Annotated in this window: 12 protein-coding genes; 6 read left to right on the top strand and 6 right to left on the bottom strand. The window is 69.6% G+C overall.

Annotated features, from left to right (window positions below):
* Positions 1-27: 27 nt before the first annotated feature.
* On the top strand, positions 28-3,033 hold the full coding sequence (locus EV672_RS08265; RefSeq protein WP_133608101.1) for an L-glutamate gamma-semialdehyde dehydrogenase: 3,006 nt from the start codon (positions 28-30) through the stop codon (positions 3,031-3,033).
* 48 nt (positions 3,034-3,081) lie between these two features.
* Here EV672_RS08265 and yfbR read toward each other — a convergent pair whose 3' ends face one another.
* Positions 3,082-3,702, bottom strand: a complete 621-nt coding sequence (gene yfbR, locus EV672_RS08270; RefSeq protein ID WP_133608103.1) for a 5'-deoxynucleotidase — start codon at positions 3,700-3,702, stop codon at positions 3,082-3,084.
* A 94-nt stretch (positions 3,703-3,796) separates the two neighbouring features.
* On the opposite strand from yfbR, the gene EV672_RS08275 reads away from it, so the two are divergent.
* From EV672_RS08275 to EV672_RS08285, 3 genes are all read left to right on the top strand, one after another.
* Positions 3,797-4,177 carry a DUF3592 domain-containing protein gene (locus EV672_RS08275; RefSeq protein WP_166643508.1) on the top strand — a complete coding sequence of 127 codons (381 nt, stop codon included), beginning with the start codon at positions 3,797-3,799 and terminating at the stop codon, positions 4,175-4,177.
* A gap of 82 nt (positions 4,178-4,259) precedes the next feature.
* Positions 4,260-4,571, top strand: coding sequence for a metal-sensing transcriptional repressor (locus EV672_RS08280; RefSeq protein WP_133608107.1), 312 nt, complete (start codon positions 4,260-4,262; stop codon positions 4,569-4,571).
* Positions 4,572-4,580: 9 nt separating this feature from the next.
* Complete coding sequence (locus tag EV672_RS08285) at positions 4,581-5,945, top strand: DUF3422 family protein (protein ID WP_133608109.1); 1,365 nt, start codon at positions 4,581-4,583, stop codon at positions 5,943-5,945.
* A gap of 27 nt (positions 5,946-5,972) precedes the next feature.
* Here EV672_RS08285 and EV672_RS08290 read toward each other — a convergent pair whose 3' ends face one another.
* From EV672_RS08290 to EV672_RS08300, 3 genes are all read right to left on the bottom strand, one after another.
* Complete coding sequence (locus tag EV672_RS08290; RefSeq protein ID WP_133608111.1) at positions 5,973-10,511, bottom strand: translocation/assembly module TamB domain-containing protein; 4,539 nt, start codon at positions 10,509-10,511, stop codon at positions 5,973-5,975.
* Entirely contained in the window at positions 10,508-12,346 is a 1,839-nt protein-coding gene (locus EV672_RS08295; RefSeq protein ID WP_166643509.1) for an autotransporter assembly complex protein TamA, read from the bottom strand. The genes EV672_RS08290 and EV672_RS08295 overlap by 4 nt, the downstream gene beginning before the upstream one ends.
* A 107-nt stretch (positions 12,347-12,453) precedes the next feature.
* Entirely contained in the window at positions 12,454-13,626 is a 1,173-nt protein-coding gene (locus EV672_RS08300) for a vWA domain-containing protein (protein ID WP_133608115.1), read from the bottom strand.
* A gap of 129 nt (positions 13,627-13,755) precedes the next feature.
* Here EV672_RS08300 and EV672_RS08305 point away from each other — a divergent pair, with 129 nt between their 5' ends.
* Positions 13,756-14,937 carry a GGDEF domain-containing protein gene (locus EV672_RS08305; RefSeq protein WP_133608117.1) on the top strand — a complete coding sequence of 394 codons (1,182 nt, stop codon included), beginning with the start codon at positions 13,756-13,758 and terminating at the stop codon, positions 14,935-14,937.
* A gap of 27 nt (positions 14,938-14,964) precedes the next feature.
* On the opposite strand, the gene EV672_RS08310 is transcribed toward EV672_RS08305, so the two are convergent.
* Complete coding sequence (locus EV672_RS08310; RefSeq protein WP_133608119.1) at positions 14,965-15,807, bottom strand: AAA family ATPase; 843 nt, start codon at positions 15,805-15,807, stop codon at positions 14,965-14,967.
* Positions 15,808-15,915: 108 nt separating this feature from the next.
* Here EV672_RS08310 and EV672_RS08315 point away from each other — a divergent pair, with 108 nt between their 5' ends.
* The gene (locus tag EV672_RS08315; protein WP_243738580.1) at positions 15,916-16,614 is read left to right on the top strand and encodes a c-type cytochrome; all 699 of its coding nucleotides are present in this window, start codon (positions 15,916-15,918) and stop codon (positions 16,612-16,614) included.
* A gap of 11 nt (positions 16,615-16,625) precedes the next feature.
* Here the strand turns inward: EV672_RS08315 and EV672_RS08320 are convergent, their stop codons facing one another.
* Positions 16,626-20,981: a Calx-beta domain-containing protein gene (locus EV672_RS08320; RefSeq protein ID WP_166643510.1), complete on the bottom strand. Its 4,356-nt coding sequence runs from the start codon at positions 20,979-20,981 to the stop codon at positions 16,626-16,628.
* Positions 20,982-21,007 lie beyond the last annotated feature (26 nt).

Here is a 21,007-nt window from a genome sequence, read left to right on the forward strand (position 1 = left end):
ACCGGCCACCGCCAGGAGGATCCCACCATGCGCCTGCCCGCCCCCGACCGCCCCGAAACCGACGTGGTGCGCCAGCGCCTGCACAGCCTGGAAGGCACCCTCGACTGGGCGGCGGTCGCGCGGCAGGCCCGCCCCTGGGTGGAGGCGGTGCGCGCCCACCCGGCCCCGTTCTGGGCGCTGGAATCGCTGCTCAAGGAATTCCCCATCTCCAGCAAGGAGGGCCTGGCCCTGATGCGCCTGGCCGAGGCCCTGCTGCGGGTGCCCGATGCGGACACCGCCATCGCGCTGACGTCCGACCAACTCGGCCGCGCCGATTTCGCGGACACAGCCGGCCACACCCGTCAGTCCGAGTCGGCCATGGGGCGGCTGACACATGCCGCGGTGGCGCTGTCCAAGAAGTTCCTGCCCGATGCCGATGGCAGCACGGGCCTCGCGGCGCGCCTGGGCGCCCGCGCCGTGGTCACCGCCACCGTGCGCGCCGTGCAGTTGCTGGGCCAGCAGTTCGTGCTGGGCGAAAGCATCGCACAGGCCTTGGCGCAATCGGCGCGCACCCACCGCGCACAACCCCACGTGCGTTTCAGCTTCGACATGCTCGGCGAAGGCGCCCGCACCGAAGACGACGCCCAGCGCTACCTGGCCAGCTACGAACGCGCGCTGGACGCCATCGCGGCCAGCCAGCGCGAGGCCCACACCCCGGCCTTGGCCGATGGCCTGTCGATCAAGCTCAGCGCCCTGCACCCGCGTTATGAAGAAGCCCAACATGAGCGCGTCATGGCAGAGCTGGTGCCGCGCGTCTGGGCGCTGTGCGACCGCGCGGCCCGCGCCGACCTCAACCTCACGCTGGACGCCGAAGAGGTTGACCGCCTGGAGCTCTCACTCGATGTGGCCGAGGCGCTGGTCGCGCGCATCGCCGCCGAACACCCGCAGTGGCAAGGCTTCGGCCTGGCCTTGCAGGCTTACCAAACGCGCTCGCTGGAATTGGTCGAGCACGTGATCGCAATGGCACGCCGCCACGGTGTCAAGCTGATGTGCCGCCTGGTCAAGGGCGCCTATTGGGACGCCGAAATCAAGCGCGCCCAGGAGGCGGGCCTGGCGCACTACCCGGTGTTCACGCACAAGCAGCACACCGACATCAGCTACCTGGCCTGCGCCCGCGCCATGCTGGCCGCGCCCGATGCCCTGTTCCCGCAGTTCGCCACGCACAACGCCGGCACCATCGCCGCGCTGCTGCAGATGGCCGAGCGCAGCGGCGCACGCTTCGAGCTGCAGCGCCTGCATGGCATGGGCGAAGCCGTGTACCGAGAGGTGTTGCGCGAACCGCTGATCAGCTGCCGCGTGTATGCGCCGGTGGGCCCGCACCGCGACCTGCTGGCCTACCTGGTGCGCCGCCTGCTGGAAAACGGCGCCAACTCATCGTTCGTGCACCAGCTGGCCGATCCAGCCTGCGGCGTGGACGAACTGCTGCGCTCGCCACTGCACCTGCTGCCGGCCTCGGGCCTGCCACTGCCGCGCGACCTGTTCGGCCCGGCCCGGCCCAACAGCATGGGCGTGGACCTGAGCGTGCGCCGCGACCGCGATGCGCTGTTGCAAGCGCGCCAGACCGCCGTGCTGCCCACCGTGGCCGAAGCCTCGGCGGACGACGTCGCTGCTGCGGCGCAACGCAGCCTGGCGGCCGCCCCCGCCTGGCGCCGCCGCCCGGTCACGCAACGTGCCGCCGTCTTGCGGCACGCCGCCGACGCCCTGCAAAACCGCTTGCCCGCGTTCTGCGCGCTGCTGGTGGACGAAGGCCGCAAGACTTGGCCAGATGCGGTGGCCGAGGTGCGCGAGGCCATCGACTTCCTGCGCTACTACGCCGTCGAAGCCGAGCGTGTGATGGCGCCAGTGAACCTGCCAGCCCCCTGGCCCGGCGTGACCGGCGAGACCAACACCCTGCGCCTGCACGGCCGCGGCATGTGGGTCTGCATCAGCCCCTGGAACTTCCCGCTGGCCATCTTTGTGGGCCAGGTGGCCGCGGCCCTGGTCACCGGCAACACCGTGCTGGCCAAGCCGGCAGAGCAAACACCTGGCGTCGCCCTGGCCGCCGTGGGCTTGCTGCACGACGCGGGCGTGCCCAGCGATGTGCTCCAGGTGCTGCACGGGCCTGGCGAAACGGTGGGCGCCACCTTGGTCGCACACCCGGGCGTGGCCGGCGTGGCCTTCACAGGCTCCACGGCCGTGGCCAAGCACATCCAGCGCGCGCTGGCGGCCAAAGACGGCCCCATCGTGCCGCTGATCGCGGAAACCGGCGGCATCAACGCCATGCTGGTGGACCCCAGCGCCCTGCCCGAGCAGGTCTGCGACGCCGTGCTGCAAAGCGCCTTCCGCTCGGCCGGGCAGCGTTGCTCGGCGCTGCGCCTGCTGTGCCTGCACGAGGACATCGCCGAGCGCACCCTGGCGATGATCGCGGGCGCCGTGGCGGAGCTGCGTGTCGGCGATCCGGCCCGCATCGACACCGACATCGGCCCGCTGATCGACGCCGAAGCCCATGCCAAGCTCTGCGCCCAGGTCGAGCGGCTGCGCCGCCACGGCCGCCCTCTGTGGGCGGAGCGCCCTCCCCGCGACCTGGCCGTGCCGCATGTGCAGACCCCGCTGGCCTTCGAGGTGGACAGCATCGCGGCCGTCCGGGAGGAAATCTTCGGCCCGGTGCTGCAGGTGGTGCGCTGGTCGGGCGATGCGGCCCTGGTCATCGACGACATCAACGCGCTGGGCCATGGCCTCACCCTGGGCATCCAGACCCGCATCGACAGCCGCGCGCAGGCCCTGGCCACACGGGCCCAGGTGGGCAACGTCTATGTCAACCGCAACACGGTGGGCGCGGTGGTGGGCCTGCAGCCCTTCGGCGGTGAGGGCTTGAGCGGCACCGGCCCGAAGGCCGGCGGCCCGCACTACCTGCCGCGTTTCTGCGTGGAGCAAACCCTCACCGTCAACACCACAGCCGCCGGCGGCAACGTCGCGCTGATGGCGGGGCAGGCACGAGAAGCCCCAGAGACCTGAGCGGCCTGAGGGGCCTGAGGGGCCTGGAAGTCAGGGCGCTGCCCGCGCTCACTCGCCTTGCATCAGCGAGTCGAGCGTGAGGGCGAAGGCCGGGGCGAAGGTGTCGAGGAAATAGCGCAGCTCGGGCGTCATGTGCTCGTCTAGCTTGCGGCGGATCTGCTGCTCGGCCTGTGCGAACTCGGGGTTGCCAAAGCGCAGTTCGGCCTGGCACTTGAGCCACGCGGCCAGGCGGTCGGCCGTCTTGACCAGGGCGGCCTCGTGCGCAGGCCAGGTCTCGTGGTCCATCACGGCGGTGAGCGAGGGCTGCAAGGCCACGGGCAGGAGCGACACCATCTCGCGGCAGACCTCGCCCTCGAGGTTGGCCGTGGCGTGACGCATGGCCGGCGAGTACTTGACCGGCGTGGGCAAATCACCCGTGATCGCTTCGGTGGCATCGTGGAACAGCGCGCGCGCGGCCACCGCGTTGGGGTCCACCGGCTGCTGGAACACGTCCCGGCTGATGACGGCCAGCGCATGCGCCAGCACCGCGACCTCCCAACTGTGCTGGGCCACGTCCTCCTCTTCGGCGTTGCGCATCAGGCCCCAGCGCTTGATGTAGCGCAGGCGGGCGAGGTGAGCATAAAAAGGGCTGTGTTCGGCGCTGTGGGAGGGGTCGGTGGGGGTCGTCATGGCGATGTCACTGCGGTGCGGCCTGCATCTTCGCCCAAAAAGCCACAGCGCACCGCCAGCGGACCCCCGGCATCGGCGCAGGCACAATGCCGCCATGCCCGACCAACTTGGCAAGTACATCGTCGCCGCCTTCGTGCTGGCCTTCTGTTTCCTGGCCTGGCGCGCCTGGCAGATCAAGCAGGCCAGCCCGCAGTGGCCCAGCGTGGAGGGCGAAATCACCGAGTCCCGCGCACGACCCTTCAACGCCCAGTCGGGCGAACCCGAGGCCGGCAAGAACGACTGGATGGCCGAGGTGCGCTACCGCTACAGCGTCCAGGGCGTGACCCACGAGGGCAACCGCCTGCAGGCTTTTGGCCGCCACCATTTCAGCCGCGAAGAGGCCGAACAGGCGCTGGCGCCGTATCCCGTGGGTGCGCGCGTCAAGGTTTTCCACGACCCGGCGCGGCCCGAGGTCAGCGTGCTGATCCCCGGCTGATCCCCGGTTGATCAGGGCCAACACCCTTGCCTACCCCGCCGGGTATGCCTAGACTGCCCGGACTGCCGACACCTGCCTGCCCATGACCACCCTGGACAACGACGCCCGCACCGACATCCTCAACCGCCTCAAACGTGCCGAGGGGCAGTTGCGTGGCATCCAGCGCATGATCGAGGCGGGCGAGCCCTGCCAGCCGGTCGCCGTGCAGATGTCGGCCGTGCGCAAGGCGCTGGACAGCACCTGGCTGCGCATGGTGCGTTGCCTGATGGCGCAGGAGCTCAACGAGCGCCTGGGCGCGCCGGACACCGATGACGCGGCGGCCGCAGCCAGCACCGCCGAAGTCGTGGACGCGGTGCTCGACCAGATGGAAGCCATGCTGGGCAAGTTGCGCTGAGGACCCCGCATGGACGCCAGCCACACGCACCACACGGCCCTGCCCCGCGCCCTGCCCGCCGACGACGCCCAGCGCGAGCTGCTGCACAACGAGGTCCACGCCCGACCGCCGGCCCGCATCCGCCTGCCGGCCCTGGTGGTGTATGTGGCCGTGCTCAACGAGGGCGTGAGCCGAGACGACGAATGGGCCCACCTGCGCGCCCTGCCCGGCCAGCAAGACCTGCCGCTGCAGGCGCTGTCGGGCAACTTCGTGCGCCTGCGTTTTGCCGATCACACCCTCAAGTGGGAGCGCCACACCGAGTTCAGCCGCTACTCCATCGTCCAGGCCTTGCCCGGTGAGGCCCTGGCCGCGAGCACCGACGGCGATCACACCGATGGCGCGCACGAAGCCGCGCTGATGCGCTCGCTGGCGGTCGATGTGGCCTGGCTGGCCGGCATCCCCGGCAAAACCGTGGCCGCCATCATGATGGCCATGGTGCATGGCGATGTCGATGACACCCCAGCCATGCGCGCCACCGCCGCGCCCTGGTTCGATGGCCGTGACACCCTGGCCTCGCTGCTGGGCATCCGCCGCTCGTGCGCCATGACGGACTTCCGCCTGCGCGACAGCGGCTTCGAGCGCCTGCTGGTCATCTCGCCGACCAACACCTCGGACCAGCGCGTGGGCCGCATCTCACAGCGCCTGCTGGAACTCGAAACTTACCGCCTGATGGCCCTGCGCGGCCTGCCCGTGGCCAAAACGCTGGCGCCCATGCTCGGTGACGCCGAAGCCCGCCTGGCCGAGATCACGGCGCGCATGGAAAACAAGGACGCCTCCGACCAGGAGCTGCTGGACAAGCTCATCGCCCTGGCCGCCACAGTGGAGCGCGCCACGGCCACCCACCTCTACCGCTTCACGGCCACGCAGGCTTACTACGCCCTGGTCGAGCAGCGCATCGAGCAGCTGCGCGAAACCCCCATCCCCGGCACGCAAACGGTGGGCGAGTTCGTGCTGCGGCGGGTGTCGCCGGCGATGGCGACGGTGCAGGCCACGGCCCAGCGCCTGAGCTCGCTGTCGCAGCGCATCGAGCGCGCCAGCGCCCTGCTGCGCACGCGCGTGGACATCGCCACCGAGTCGCAAAACCAGACGCTGCTGGAAAAGCTCACGCGCGGGCAAGAGATGCAATTGCGCCTGCAAACCACGGTGGAAGGCCTCTCCATCGCAGCCATCGCCTACTACGTGGTCAGCCTGATCCTGTACGTGGGCAAGGCGGGCAAGGCCGCGGGCTTGCCGCTCAACCCGGAGTTGCTCGCCGGTGCGCTCATCCCGCTGGTGTTGCTGGGCATCTGGTGGGGCACGCGGCGGCTGCAAAAAAGGCTGCACGCCGGACATTGATGGCCCGGTTCGGGCTTGGGTTCAGGCTCAGTCCCAGCGCCACTGCCAGATCAAGTCCACCGCGTTGTCCGCACCCGCCTGGGCGCGCAGCTTGAAACGCTGCGCCAGGGCGTAGATGAGCTGCCAGTTCCCACCCGTGGCGTTGAGGTTGCGCTCGTAGCCCACGTACCAGTGGCGCGAGACCTGCTTGCCCACGTTGACCACGGTGTCGCGCACCGTGCCCTCGCTTTGGCGCACCGAGAGGTTGTCCAGGCCCAGCAGGCCGATGACCTTGTCCGTCAAGCCCTCGCGGCTGTCGCCCGACAGCAAGGCCACCGCGGCCGATTGCAGCAGGCCGATGTCGGCACCGCCCAGGCCCGTGGGGGCGCGCCCCAGCACCAGCCAGGAGAGCTGCTCCGTCTCCGACAAGGAGGGCTCGGAGTACAGCCGGATGCGCGGGTCCAGCGCCGTGCCGGTGATGCGCACGCCCACGCGCACATCGCTTTCGTCGGCGGTGGGCAGCTGCGGGCGCATGGCCAGGATGTCCAGCCGCGGGTTATCGATCAGCCCGGTGAAGGTGATGGTGCTGCGCTCGATGCGCAGTTTCTGGCCATAGGCGGCGAACGTGCCTTGCGAGAGCTTGACCACGCCCTTGATGGACGGCTTGTTCGATGGCGTGCTGACCTGCAACTGACCCACCAGCAGGCCGTCCAGGCCGTGCCCTTTGAGGCGCAGCTGCTGGCCCAGGTCCAGGGCGATGTCGGCATCGACCTTGCGCTGGACGTTGCTGTTGGCCTTGCTGCTGGCGTTGTTGGTGCCACTGCCGCCGTCCGACGAGGCCGCATCGCCATCGTCGGGCGGGGTGCCTGGGCGGCGGCGCACGGTCACATCGTCGCCCAAGGTGGGGGCGCTGGCATGGCCGATGTCGATGAGGCCTTCGTCGATCTGGACGCGGCCACGCACCTGCAGGCTGTCGGCGCTGACGGTGGCCTGGGTGTCGCCACTGAGAACGATGCGCCGGTCGATGCGCTGCAAGGCCGCGAAACGTTCGGCCTGCACGTGCAGCTTCAGCTGCGGTGACGCGCCCAGCGTGGCCTCGCCATCGGCCAGCACGCGCCCGCCCTGCGGCCCGCCCGAGGCCACGAAGCGCGTCAGCCGCGCGCGCTCGCCGTCGAGGTCGATGCGCAACTGGCCTTCGCTCAGGTGCACGCCCAGCAGAGACTGCGAGATCGCCAGCTGTTCGCCCTGCACCCAGCCCGACCAGCGCGGCACACCGAGGGTGCCGCCGATCTGGGCGCGGGCCTGCAACTGGCCATTGAGGCGCCAGCCCGCCGGGGCCCAGGTGGCCAGGGGGCGCAGGCTGGCCACCTGCATGTCCACCTCGCCCGACAAGGCTGCGCCGGCCTGGGGCAGCGCCATCGGGTCATGCGCTTGGACGGTCTGGCGGCCGGACAAGCGCCCCAGCACGCGGCCGTCCAGCGTTTGCTGCAAGGTCCACAGGCCGTTGCGCACGCTCAGGCTGGCGCGGGCCTCGCGCAGGCCCAGGCGCTGGGCCGTCTGGCCTTCCACCGTGGGCTCGGACAAGGTGACGTCGCCCGCCTGGCGCGCCAGCTCGGCGTCGATCTCCCAGGGGCGCCCGGGCTGGCGCAGCGCTCGCAGCTGCCCGCCCACGGTGAGGTCACCGCCCCAACCGGCCTGCGGTTGCCAGCGCGCCAGCCACTGCGGCAGGTTCAACGGGGCCAGGCGCAGCAGGAGGTCGAGCTGGGTGTCGTTGGACGGGGTGGTCGCCGATGTGGCCGCAGATGTGGCCACGGGTGCGCTGCCCTGCCACCGCAGCCGCTCCACCGTGAGCTCGGCCCCCATCAGCTGCACACGCGTCGGCTGGACCACGAGGCGGTGCACGCCAGGCCCCTGCTGCCAGGTGATGTCGGTGGGCTGGACCTGGAACCACTGAGGCACACCGGCAGGCAAGGTGCTCGGTGTCGGTGTCGGTGTCGGTGTCGGTGTCGAAGACGATGCGCTGGCCGTGACACTGGCTTGCTGAAGCCGCCCGCGCCACACCGACGTCTCCCCCAGCGCAGGCTGCCCACCGGGCTGACCGCCCTGCCAGCCGCCATCCAGGGACAGCACCAGATGCCCTGGCATGCCGCTCCCACCGCCCGAGGCCACACCCGGTGAAGACAGCACACGGCCATCGCCAGCCAATCGAAACTGGTGGGCCGAGAGGCTGCCGCTCAGCGTCGCCTGGGCCTGGTCGATCTGCAGGCCACCGGTGCGCAGGCCTTGCAGCGTGGCTTGCAGGTGCAAAGGCATGGACGCCAGCGTGCCCCCCGCACCAGCCCCAGCGCCACCCCAGTGCCAATCGCCCACCGCCGACGCCAGGGACACGGCCGTGCCGTCGCTGCGGGTCAGGCGCAGTTCACGGGCATTGAGCGTGCCGTGGCTGTCCCGCGGCGGCCAGCCGCCTTGCCAGCGGGCATCGGCTTGCACGGCACCCTGGAGCTGGCGCAGGCCGAGCAGCGGTGCCAGGGGGCTCAGGGCCTGCAACTGTCCCGCTGCCACCTGCACCTGCCAGGCGCCGTTCAAGGGCTGCTGGGCTGTGCCCTGCCCTTGCGCCTGCACCTGGTTGCCTGCCACGTCCAGGTCCGCCTGGAGTTGCAGGGCCGCAGCCTCGCTGGCGCGCCAGTGCAGCGCACCGCGCAGGGGCAGGCCGGCCAGGGTGCTGGGCAGGAGCGACAGGTCGGCTTGGCCGTGGCCGCGCTGGTCGATGTCGAAGCGGCCTTGCGCAGACAGGCTGTTGCGCCGGTCCATGCCCTGGGGCCAGGGTAGCCAGACCTGGGGGTCGAAACGCGCGACGGCCAGCTCGCCCTGGGCCTGCCAGGCGTTTGGCCCCAACCAGCGCAGGCGCGCGTCGCGCAGGCTGGCTTCGCTGCCCGGCTTCGCGTCAGACGCCTGGCCTGTGCGCAAACGCAAGGTCCGCACGGACCACAGCTGAGGCCGCCACTCGCCATCGAGGTCCAGCGCGACGGGCTGGCGGATGGCCGGCCAGGACGCCGCCTGGGCACGCTGGGCGTGCTCGGGGCCGAGGGTGCCGTCCAGGTGGGCGTCGATCTGGACGCGCTGCAGGCCCGGTGAGGCTGGCGTGGCCTGTCCGCTGGGCGCTGGTGATGTCGATGTCGATGTCGATGTCGATGTCGATGCTGCATCCCATTGCGGTCGCAAACGCAGCTCGCCTTGCAGCAGCAGCGGCGGTGCCGCGACGTGCAGCGCCTGCGGCTGCACCCCGTCGAGTGTCAAGCGCACCACCTCGCGGGCGCCCCACTCGCCTTGCAGCGTCACCGTGGCTGGCGCACGGCCCGCCAAAGTGGGCAGGGTCAAGCGCAGGTCTGCACTGGCGCGCTGCAAGGCAGCGGTCCAAGCGGCGTCTGAGTCTGAGCCTGCCGGCGCTTTCACCGGCGCCCCCTGCGCCACCCTCTGCCCCTCGGGTGCCAGGAACCGACCTTTCATGCCCAGCAGCGGCACGCCGCCTTGTCCCCAGGCGGTGGCGCCGGCATTGCGCAGGTCGATGTCCAAAGCCAGGCCACGGGCACCTTGAGGGGCCAGGGTAAGCGTGCCATCCAGGCGGGTGCGCGGCCAGGCCTGCGGCGCACCCGCTTGGTCCAGCCCATCCTGCCCCGGTTGCAAGGCCGACAGGTCCAGCGCACGCGCCGCCACGCGGGCCTGCGCCAGCGGCCAGGCTGCGAAGGGCTGCAGGCGGGCTTCCAGGTCCAGCTGGGGCTGCTCACCCCCCGACGCGGCCCAGCGTGCCTGGCCCTGCACGCGCAGGTCGCTCACCGACCCTTGCGCTTGCAAATGCAGCTCGCCGGGCAAGGCCGCAACGGGCACTGCCCCGCCCCGATCGGCCCCCACCGCTGCCTGGCCCGCCGCGCGCTCAGACATCGGCTCAGACATCGGCTCAGACGTCGGCTCAGGCTGCGCCACGGCCACCGCCGACAACTGCACCGCCAGAGGCGCCGACGTGCCCAGGCGCAAGCTGGCGCCCTGCGGCCCCAGGCGCCACCCCGACCAGTGCAGCGACTGCAGCTGCACCTGGTGGACGTCATCGCGCAATTGCAGCGACAACTGCAATTGCTGCAAAGGCGCCCCCCACAGATCACTGCGGGCTTCGCCCACACGCACCGTCGGGATGCCTACCGACAGGGGCAGGCGCAGGCTGTCCGGCGCGGTCGCGGGCGGGCTGGCCGGGTCGCTCACCCAGCTCAGGTCCAGCCGCTGTGCTGACACGGCATCAGCGCGCACGCCCAGGCCGACACGCGCGCTGGGGTCCAGCACCAGGCGCAGGCCTTGCCAGCGCGGCGCCACCAGCCACAGCCGCCCGCCGCGGGGCAAGGCCACGTCGATGCGGTCGGCGCTGAAATCGCCCAGCAGCGCACCGCGCGCCTGCGTGACGGTCACGCCCGGCAACTGCCGCACCAACCAGCCGCTGAAGGCCTCGCCATGGGCCAGGGCCCAGAGCGCACCCACGGCCAACACGGCCATCAGCGGCAGGAGCAGCAAGGCGCGCAACAGGCGGGCCGACACGCTCACAGGCTCACCCCCACGCTGAAGTGCAGGCGCCACTGCTGCACCGCTTCGCCGTAGGCCACGTCCAGGCGGAACGGCCCCACCGGGCTGCGCCAGCGCACGCCGACGCCATAGCCGCGCTTGGCCGACATCTTGCTGAAACGGTCGGCCGCATCACCCGCATCGGCAAAGATGGCGCCTTGCAGGCCAGGCACGCGCACCGGCAAGTCGTGGGCCAGCTCCAGGCTGGCCGTGGCCACGGAACGCGCACCGGTGGTCACGCCCGCGATCTCCACACCCAGCGACCGGTAGGCATAGCCCCGCACCGAGTCATCGCCACCGGCGCGGAACAAAAGCGTGTCGGGCACGCTGACGGACTCGTTGGCCAGCACCTGCCCCACCTCGCCGCGTGCGGTCAGCTGCCACGCCAGCGGCAGCGGCAGGTAGCCCGTCAGGCGCGTGTGCGCCCGCCCGAAGAAGCCGTGCTGATCCAGGGCCGAATAGGTGCGCCCGAAGGTCAACTGCGCCATCGAGGCCGTGCCGCGGGTCGGCAGCAAGCGGTTGTCCACGTCGCGAAAAATCCACTGCGTGGTGGCGCTCAGGGCCGTGGCATTCGCCACCAGCACGTCGGTGGCCGAGCGCACGCTGGCGTGCTGCAGCTCGACGTAATCGGCGCGCTCCAGCCGCTCGCCTTCGCGCAAGAGGCCGACACGCGCCCGCTGGCTGCGGGTGACGGCGTTGTCGCTGTCGGTCAGGCCCGTCGTCTGTGCCGACACCAGACCGCGCTTGTGGCCCTCCCAGGGGTGGGAGGTGAAGTCGAGCTGGGCGTCCTGCAGGCGCGCGCCCAGCTGCACCTTGGTCTTGGCCTGCCAGTCCAGTCCGAAGGCATGGCGGTGCAGGTGCTCCAGCGACAGGCGCGGCCCATTGTCACTGCTGATGCCGATGCCTGCGGTGGCCGACTGCAGCGGCAGCTCGCGCACCTGCACCACCAGCGGCGTGGCCTCGGGGTGGCTGGCGTCCAGTGCCGGCGACACGAAGACGCTGTCGAACAGGCCCAGCTTCTGGATGCGCTCCTGCCAGTCCAGCACCTGGCGCTCGCGGTAAGGCCCGCCCTGCTTGAACGGCGTCAGGTTGACGATGGCAGATGCCGGCTGGCGCTTCAGCCCCTCGACCTGGATGGGCCCGAAGGCGAACGCCGGCCCCGAATCGGCCACCAGGAAGAGGCTGGCCGTGTGCGCAGTCGCGTCCACCGTGGCCGACGTGCCGCTCCAGGACGCCAGGGGGTAGGTGTCGGCGCGCAGCCGGGCCAGGGTGTCGGACTTGGCCGATGACCAGTCGGCCTGGCGGAACACTTCGCCCTCGGGCAAGGCCCACTTTGCCGCCAACTGGTCGGCCAGGGCCTGCGCCACCGGGTCGCCATCCGAGAGGCGCTGGTCCAGCCCGCCTTCAAAGACGAACTGCACGCGACTCACCTGTGTGCGCGGGCCTGGCTCGACCGTCACGGTCACCGTCACATCTTGGCGGTCTGCCACCGATGCACCTTCTGCACCGGTGAGCCGCGAGGCGTCGCTGTCCGCCGTCCCGTCCTGCACCCGGATGCGCACCTGCGCGGCGAAGTAGCCTTGCGCGTCCAGCAGGCTGCGCGCCTGCTCGGGCACCGCCGCCACCAGGCGCCGCAACTCACCGCGGCTGACGTTGGCATCCTGCTGGAAGCGCGCCAGGTCGAGGTTGGCCTCCAGCAGACTGTCCAGGGGCGATGGCGCATCGACCACCAGGCGCCAGTTCAAGGGCAGGCGGGCAGCCCGCGGTGATGCCGCAGGTGCCGAAGCGCCCGCCACCGCTGGCATCGCGGGCGTCACAGGCACCACCTGAGCCCACGCCACCAGCGGCCCAGCCAAGGACCCCACCAGACACCCGACCAGGCACCCAGCCATCCTCACAGCCAGGCGAAGCCCGCAGGACAAGCTCATTTGCTCAACAGACGCATGGCGCTTTCCAGGCCCTGCAAACTCATGGGGAACATGCGCCCGCCCACCAGCTGCTGCATGATGGACACGCTCTGGCGGTAGCCCCACACACCCTGCGGCTCGGGGTTGATCCAGGCGTGGTTGGGGAAGGCGTGCGTCAGGCGTGCGATCCACTCCGCGCCGGCTTCCTCGTTGTTGTACTCCACGCTGCCGTGCGGCTGCAGGATCTCGTAAGGGCTCATGGTCGCATCGCCCACGAAGATCAGCTTGTAGTCCTTGTTGTACTTGCGCAGGATGTCCCAGGTCGGGACCTTCTCGGTGAAGCGGCGGTGGTTGTTCTTCCACATGAAGTCATAGACGCAGTTGTGGAAGTAGAAAAACTCCAGGTGCTTGAACTCGCTCTTGGCCGCCGAAAACAACTCCTCCACGCGGTGCACGTGGTCGTCCATCGAACCGCCCACGTCCATCAGCAGCAGCACCTTCACGGTGTTGTGGCGCTCGGGCACCATCTTGATGTCCAGCATGCCGGCATTGGCCGCCGTGGCGTGGATGGTGTGGTCCAGGTCGAGTTCCTCGGCCGCACCCTGGCGGGCGAATTTGCGCAGGCGGCGCAAGGCCACCTTGATGCTGCGGGTGTCGAGTTCGATCGAGTCGTCGTAGTCCTTGAACTCGCGCTTGTCCCACACCTTCACCGCGCTGCGGTTGCGCGACTTGTCCTGGCCGATGCGGATCCCCTCCGGGTTATAACCGTGTGCGCCAAACGGCGAGGTGCCACCCGTGCCGATCCACTTGTTGCCGCCCTCGTGGCGCTCTTTCTGTTCTTCGAGCAGCTGCTTGATGCGGTCCATGAGCTTGTCCCAGCCCATGGCCTCGATCCTGGCCTTGTCCTCGGGCGTGAGTTCGCGCTCGAAATGCTTGCGCAGCCAATCCAAGGGAATGTCCTTGCCCATCTCCAGCGCGGCCGAGCCCCCCCTGAAATAGGTGGCAAAAGCGCGGTCGAATTTGTCGAAATGCGCTTCGTTCTTGACCAGCGACATCCTCGCAAGGTGGTAGAACTCGTCCACCGACGGTTCGATGACGTCCGCCTTGATCGCCTCCAGCAAGCTGAGGTACTCGGGGATGGTCACCGGCAGTCGGGCCGCACGCAAGGCGAAGAAGAAGTCGATGAGCATAGGCTGTCCTGCGAATCTGGCGCTATTTTGACCCCTGAACGGGTGTCCTGCCAGGGCCAGGCCATGATCCGGCATCGAAGCAGCACAGAGGCGACACGGCAGCGGCATTGAGTTGGAGTCCCCGCGCGCATGCACATCTCTCCCCACCTGCTGTTGACAGCCTACATCCTGCTGATGCACAGCCTCACCACGGCCATGTGGCTGATTGGCGGGCGCTGGATGGGGCTGTCGCGGCGCGCCGCCGCCGAGTGGATGCGCGCCAGCATCGCCAACGGCGCCGCGCTGCTGGTCACGGTGACCGAAGGCGGCACCCACAGCAGCCTGCAGGTGATGCTGGCCTGCACCCTGGCGGTGCTGGGCGCGGCCTCGCTGCGACGCGGTTTGCTGTCCTTCCTGCGCATGCCCCACACCACGTCCGACTTCGTTCGCCTGGTCGCAGGCATGGCGGCTTTCAACCTGCTGCTGTGCGCCCCGCTGGGGTGGCCTTCCCTGGGCATCTTCGCGTCCTGCCTGGTCATGGTGGCCCTGCTGCTGAAATGCGCCCGAGAGACCCACGCCGCCATTGCCCGCGAGTTCCGCCCGGGCACGGCCTTGGCGTCCAGCGTGGTGCTGTGTGCCACCGCCCTCGTGTTCACGCTCACCAGCGTCGCCGTGCTCATGGGCCAGACAGGCGCACAGGCCCTGCTGCCCCCGCTGGAAGTGCGCCAGGTCGCGCTGGTGTTCGTGACAGCGGTGCTGTCCATCGTGGTCGCGTTCGTGCAGGGCTACATCGTGGTCATGCGCCTGGTCAACCGGCTGCAGCACCTGTCACAGCACGACAGCCTGACCGGCTTGCTCAACCGCCGCGCCATCGAGCAATGCCTGGCCCGCGAGGCACACCGCCTGCAGCGCTTCAACGAACCGTTCTCGGTGCTGCTGGTGGACATCGACCACTTCAAGCGCATCAACGACCTGCTGGGCCATGCGGCCGGCGACGAGGTCTTGCGCCAGGTGGCCCAGACGCTGGCGGATCAGGCCCGCGAGGTGGACCGCGTCGCCCGCTATGGCGGCGAGGAGTTCTGCGTGCTGCTGCCCCACACCGAGCACGAGGGCGCCGTGCAAGCCGCCGAGCGCCTGCGCGCCGCCGTGCACGGGCGCGAAATCACCTGGCACGACGAGACCCTGGGCGTGACCATCAGCACCGGCGTGGCCTGTGCGACAGACCCCACCGAGCCCATGGACGCGCTGCTGCGGCGCGCCGACGACGCCCTCTACCGTGCGAAGGCCCAGGGTCGCAACCGGGTGGAAGTGGCCGACCCGCTGGCCGCCTGAGGCTGCAAAGCGGGCCCTGACGGCAGCTCAGCGGTTGTGGCGGGCCATGTGGACCAGGCGCTCGAACAGGCTGAGGTCCTGCTCGTTCTTGAGCAGCGCGCCCACCAGCGGCGGCACGCTGACCTTCTCGTCTTTGCTCTGCAGCGCCTCGGCCGGGATGTCCTCGGCCACCAGCAGCTTGAGCCAGTCGATCAGTTCCGAGGTGCTCGGCTTCTTCTTCAGGCCGGGCAGGTTGCGCACCTCGTAGAAGTGGCGCATGGCCGCCGACAGCAAATCCTGCTTGATGTGCGGGAAGTGCACATCGACGATCTGCTTCATCGTCGTGGCGTCGGGGAAGCGGATGTAGTGGAAGAAGCAGCGGCGCAGGAAGGCGTCGGGCAGGTCTTTTTCGTTGTTCGAGGTGATGATCACCAGCGGCCGGTGGCGGGCCTTGACCAGCTGGCGCGTCTCGTACACGTAGAACTCCATGCGGTCGATTTCGCGCAGGAGGTCATTCGGGAATTCGATGTCGGCCTTGTCGATTTCGTCGATCAGCAGGGCCACCGGCTGGTCGGCGTCGAAGGCCTGCCACAACACACCCTTGACGATGTAGTTGTGGATGTCCTTGACCTTTTCCTCGCCGAGCTGGCTGTCGCGCAGGCGGCTGACCGCGTCGTATTCGTACAGGCCCTGCTGCGCCTTGGTGGTCGATTTGATGTGCCATTGCAACAGCGGCATGCCGAGTGCCATCGAGACTTGCTCGGCCAGCATGGTCTTGCCGGTGCCTGGCTCGCCCTTGACCAACAGCGGGCGCTGGAGTTTCAGCGCGGCATTGACAGCGAGTTTCAGGTCGTCGGTGGCGACGTATTCGTCGGTTCCTTGGAATTTCATGCGCAGACTCAACCGGGTTGTTACTGTGTTCGAGTATAGGGCGAGCCCCAATAATGCCCCGAACCCTGTGTTTTTCCCTGCCGGACATCCCTTCCTGACCGACGACCCATGAAAACACCCTCGATGCGCTTTTCCTCCCTGGCCATCATCGCCCTGGCCGCTGGCCTGACCGCCTTGGGCAGCTCGGCCGCCCAGGCCCAGACCGCAGACGGCATGGCCGACGCGACCGCCGCCCGCCAGAAAGTCGCCATGTGCATCGGTTGCCATGGCATCGCGGGCTACCAGGCCAGCTTCCCCGAGGTGCACAAGGTGCCCAAGATCTCGGGGCAGAACGCGAAGTACATCGCCGCGGCACTCACCGCCTACCGCAAGGGCGAGCGCAAGCACCCGACGATGAAGGGCATTGCCGCGTCCATGAGCGACCAGGACATCGCCGACGTGGCTGCCTTCTACGAGGCCAGCGGCAAGGACCTGCCCTCACCTGCGGCCTCAGCCGCCCCTGCGGCACCGTCCGCCGACATCCAGGCGCTGCTCACCAAGGGCAATTGCATGGCTTGCCATGGCGCCGACCTGAACAAGCCCATCGACGCCAGCTACCCGAAGATCGCCGGACAGCACGCCGACTACCTGTACGTGGCGCTGAAGTCCTACCAGACCGAGCGCAACCCGCAGATCGGCCGGGCCAACGCCATCATGGGCACCCAGGCCAAGCTGTTCACCCACACCGAGCTCAAGCAGTTGGCCACCTACGTGGCCAGCCTGCCCGGCGAGCTCAAGACCGTGGCACAGCCGAAGCTGCGCCGCTGATCAGGCGCTGATCAGGCGTCCACCAGCAGCTTGCCTTGCTCGACGAGCTTGGCAATCAACTGCTGCTCGCTCAGGCCCGCACCCAGGCGGGCCACCAGGTCCACGTTGTCCAGCACGATGCGCTGGTCGGCCGCACCCATGTTCGCATCGGTGGTGCTGAAATCGCCGATGCTGCTGACGCGGATGACGGTGCTGCCCGCCTCGGCGTTGATGTGGATGTACTGGCCGATGTTGTAGAGGCCCGAGCTGCCATGCTCGCCTTGCAGCAGGTCGCGCAGGTCGAGCACATCGCCACCGCGGTTGGGCAAGGCCGCGCCGAAATCGCGCACGTGGTCTTCGGCGGGTGCCATCGGCGTGCCCGCATCGCTGAAGCGCCACGCGAACACATCGCTGCCCTGACCACCTTCCAGCTGGTCGTTGCCGGCACCGCCCACCAAGGTGTCCCGGCCCAGGCCGCCGCGCAGCTCGTCGTTGCCCGCATTGCCCACCAGGATGTCGCTGCCATCGCTGCCCGTCAGGGCGTCGTTGCCCTCGCGGCCCATCATGAACTGGCTGCTGCCATCGCCCGAGATCGCGTTGTCGGCCGCCGTGCCCACGCGGACATCGGTGTGGTCCAGGTTGATGTTGAGCACCGACTTGCCGGCGTCGCCATCGTGGTCCACCAGGGTGAAGGTGATCTGCTCCTGGATCTGGCCGAAGCTGCCCGAAGGCGCGGCGTAGCTGTACTCGGAGGTCAGCATGTTGACGGTGAACACGCCGCCCGCATCGGTCGTGAACGTCTTCACCGCGTTCTGACCGGCCACGAATGCCTGGGTCTTGCCGTCGATGGTGACGGCGCCAACGTGGTCGAAGCCATCGGCGCCGACCAGGCCCCCGGCGCTGGTGGCCGTGTTGACCAAGCGGCCCGAGATGGTGTCGCGGGTCGAGCTGTTGAGCGCGCCGGTCAGGCCATCGAAGGCCGTGATGAGGGTGGCGCTCAGATCCGAGGAAGCCTGGCCGTCGTAGGCGATGGCGTCCAGCGCCGCCTGGCCCGACGGCCCCACTTCGGCGCCCAGGCCCACGGCCTGGCTCTTGATCTGGTGCTCGTTGAGGAAGCTCGTCCAGCCGTTGGCGGTCAGGGGGCTGACGCCGCCCAGGTCCGACGGGTTGCCGCCGGCCAGGAAGTAGGACACGTTCTGGGCATCGGCCAGCTTGCCGACGCTGTCGAAGGCGTCACGCGCGGCCAACAGGGCCACCGCGTGGTTGAGCTCGTTGCTGCCACCGGCGTTCAGCGCGGCCAGCAGCGCCTTGGCCTCGCCGGCGCTGAGCCAGTGGTCGGTCTGGGCCTGGGCCGTGCCCGAGAACGTGACCACGCGCACAGCCACCTCGCCGAACTGGTCGTAGCGGTCGATGAGCTGGGTCAGGGACTTCACCGCGGCCTGCAGGCGGGTGAGGTCGCCCACACCGCTGGCAGCCCCCATGGCGCTGGACGTGTCCAGCACCAGCAGGAGGTTGGTGTCCAGGGTCGTGGCCGAGACGTCGATGGTCGCGGGCAGGCGCGGCTGGTCGTCCATCACGTGGATGGTCAAGGTGCCATTGCCAGCATCCGTGGTGGCGCCCACCGGCTGCATGGCGAACCGGATGTCCTGCACATCGCTGCCGTCGGCGTGCTGGAGGGCCTGCAGCAGCGAGAAGCTGACGCCGCCCTGGCCGTCGGTGCTCAAGCGCGCCACCAGGGGCGCATCGGCGGTGCTGCCAGCACGGGCCACGAGGTCGCCGTTGGCCTCGGTGGTCCAGACCAGCTTCTGGCCGCTGATGCTGGTGAACAGCGCGTCGGCCGGTGCCTTGAGCGTGATTGGCACAGGTTGATTGCCGGTGTCCACCACGCCCAGGCTGCCCTTGAAGATGGAGGGCGTCGGGGTGGTGATGCCCGCCAGGCTGGACTCGTAAACCGTGCCTTCGGCATCGTTGTCACGCACCGTGACCGCCGCCGTCAGCGGGCCGGCGCCACCAGGGGCCGTGTCACCCGAGGCGGTGGCCTGCAGGCCGACGATTTCCGTGCCTTCCACCGCGTCATCGTTCAGCGTGGGCACGCGCACCTGCAGCGAGGTCGTGCCAGGCTGGAACACCAGCGCGCCGCTCAGCAACTCCCACTGACCCGTCTTCGGGTTGAGCACTTCCAGCGGGGTGCTGTCCTCGCCCGGGGTGATGTATTGGCCCTGGCCCGTGACCGGGTCCACCGCACCCGTCAGCAGCTTGAGGGCCACGTCCACGGGGAAGTTGGAGGGGTGCGTCAGTGACAGCGTGAACACCGCCGGCTGGTCTTCGACCACCGCAGTGCCCGCAGCGATCTGCACGGCGGGGCGGTCGTTGTCGGCCACGGTCTGGTTGGGGCCCAGGGTGCCGCTGCCGTTGTCAAGGATGGTGCCCGTGCCGGTGCCCTGCCCGATGGTCGCGTTGACCGGTTGGCTGAGCACCACCTGGAAGGTTTCGCTGCCTTCGTAGGTGCCGTCGTTGGTCACAGGCACGGTGACCTGGGCCGAGGTCTGGTTGGCCGGGATGGTGACGGTCTGCGTGACCACGCCCGCATCGGCGCCTTCGCCGGTGCCGACCACGGCCGTGCCGCTGCGGCTGGTGTAGGTGACGGTGACGGGCTGAGCCGAGGGCTTGTCCAGGCTGATGGTGAAGGTCGCCACGCCGGCACCTTCGTTGACGGTCACCGAGTCGATGGACACGGCCGGCAGCGCGGGTTGGGCGTCGATCACGTGGATGCGCAGGGTGGCGTCTGGCACACCGCCTGCGGTGGTGGGCGTCAGGCCGAAGTCCAGTGTCAGGTCGGTCTGGCCATTGGCGTGTTGCAGGGGCTGCTTGAGGTCGAAGGTGTACTGACCATCGGCCGACAAAGTCAGCGAGGCCACGGCGCGCGCACCGGGTGCATCCCCCGCGTAGCCGATCAGGCCGCCGTTGCCGTCGGACTTCCACACCACCGTCTGGCCGGAGGCCGTCGTCACCGCCTGGGTGGGTGCGGTCACCGTGCCGGCCACCGGGTTGCCTTGGCCATCCACCAGGGGCGAGGGGCCGGTGGCTCGGGTGGTGGGGCTGCTGCTCGGCATCGTGGTGGTCAGGCCGGATTCATAGACCGTGGCCTCGGCGTCGTTGTCGCGCAGCGCGACCGCGGCCGCCACCGGCGCACCTGTGCCCGGGGCGATGTCACCGGAGGCCGTGGCCTGCAGGCTGACGATCTCCATGCCTTCCACCGCGCCGTCGTTCAGCGTGGGCACGCGCACCTGCAGCGCCGTGGTGCCGGGCGCGAAGGCCAGCGCGCCGCTCAGCAACTCCCACTGGCCCGTCGTCGGGTTGAACACTTCCAGCGGTGTGCTGTCTTCGCCTGGGGTGATGTACTGGCCCAGGCCCGTGACCGGGTCCACCGCGCCGGTGAGCAGCTTGAGCGTCACGCCGACGGGGAAGTTCGAGGGCTGGCTCAGCGAGAGCACGAACACCACCGGCTCGCCTTCCACCACCGTGGGGCCCACGGCGATCTGCATCACGGGGCGGTCGTCGTCGGCGACGCGCTGGTCGGGGCCCAGGGTGCCGGTGCCATCGTCGAGGATGGTGCCCGTGCCGGTGCCCTTGGCGATGCCGGCGTTGGTGGGCTGGCTCAGGTCAACCAGGAAGGTTTCGCTGCCTTCGTAGGTGCGGTCGTTGACGATGGGCACCGTGACATCGACCGAGGTCTGGCCGACGGGGATGGTGACGGTCTCGGTGACCAGGCCCGCGTCGGCGCCCTCACCGGTGCCGACCAAGGCGGTGCCGCTGCGGCTGGTGTAGGTGACGGTGACCGGCTGGTTGGAGGCCTTGTCCAGGCTGATGGTGAAGGTCGCCACGCCGGCGCCTTCGTTGACGCGCACGTCGTTGATGCTGAGCTGGGGCTGGGTCGGCTCGGGCTCAGGCGTGGGCGTGGGCGTCACGGGGGCAGCGGCAGCGGCCAGCGTGCTGGCCTGCGGCGCCGTGACCGCGAAGATGGGCGGAGGCAGCACGCGCTCGGTGCCGAAGTCAAGGGCCAGGGGCGTCACGCCCTCGGCGATGCGGTCCACGCGCAGGCCCGACGACAGGCTGCCGGCGAGGCCACCCTGCAGGCCACCGCCCGGCGGGTCCAGGGGCACGGTGTTGTTGAGGTCGGCGATGACGGCGTCTGCGGGCAGGGGCTTGGCCGCCTGCGCTGGCAGCGTGCGCACCGCGTCAGGCGCGATCTGCACCAGGCCGTTGTCTTCCGTGATGATCTGCTGGCCGCCGACGACCTTGTCGCCGACTTTCACAGCGCGCAATTGCCCGTTGGGCAGGCGCAAAAACGCTTGGCCCCAGACGGCGGTGACGGTACCGGAAGACATGGCAAGGATCGGCATGGTTCAACCCA

It is taken from the genome of Aquabacterium commune (assembly GCF_004362855.1).
GTDB classification, from domain to species: Bacteria; Pseudomonadota; Gammaproteobacteria; order Burkholderiales; family Burkholderiaceae_C; genus Aquabacterium; species Aquabacterium commune.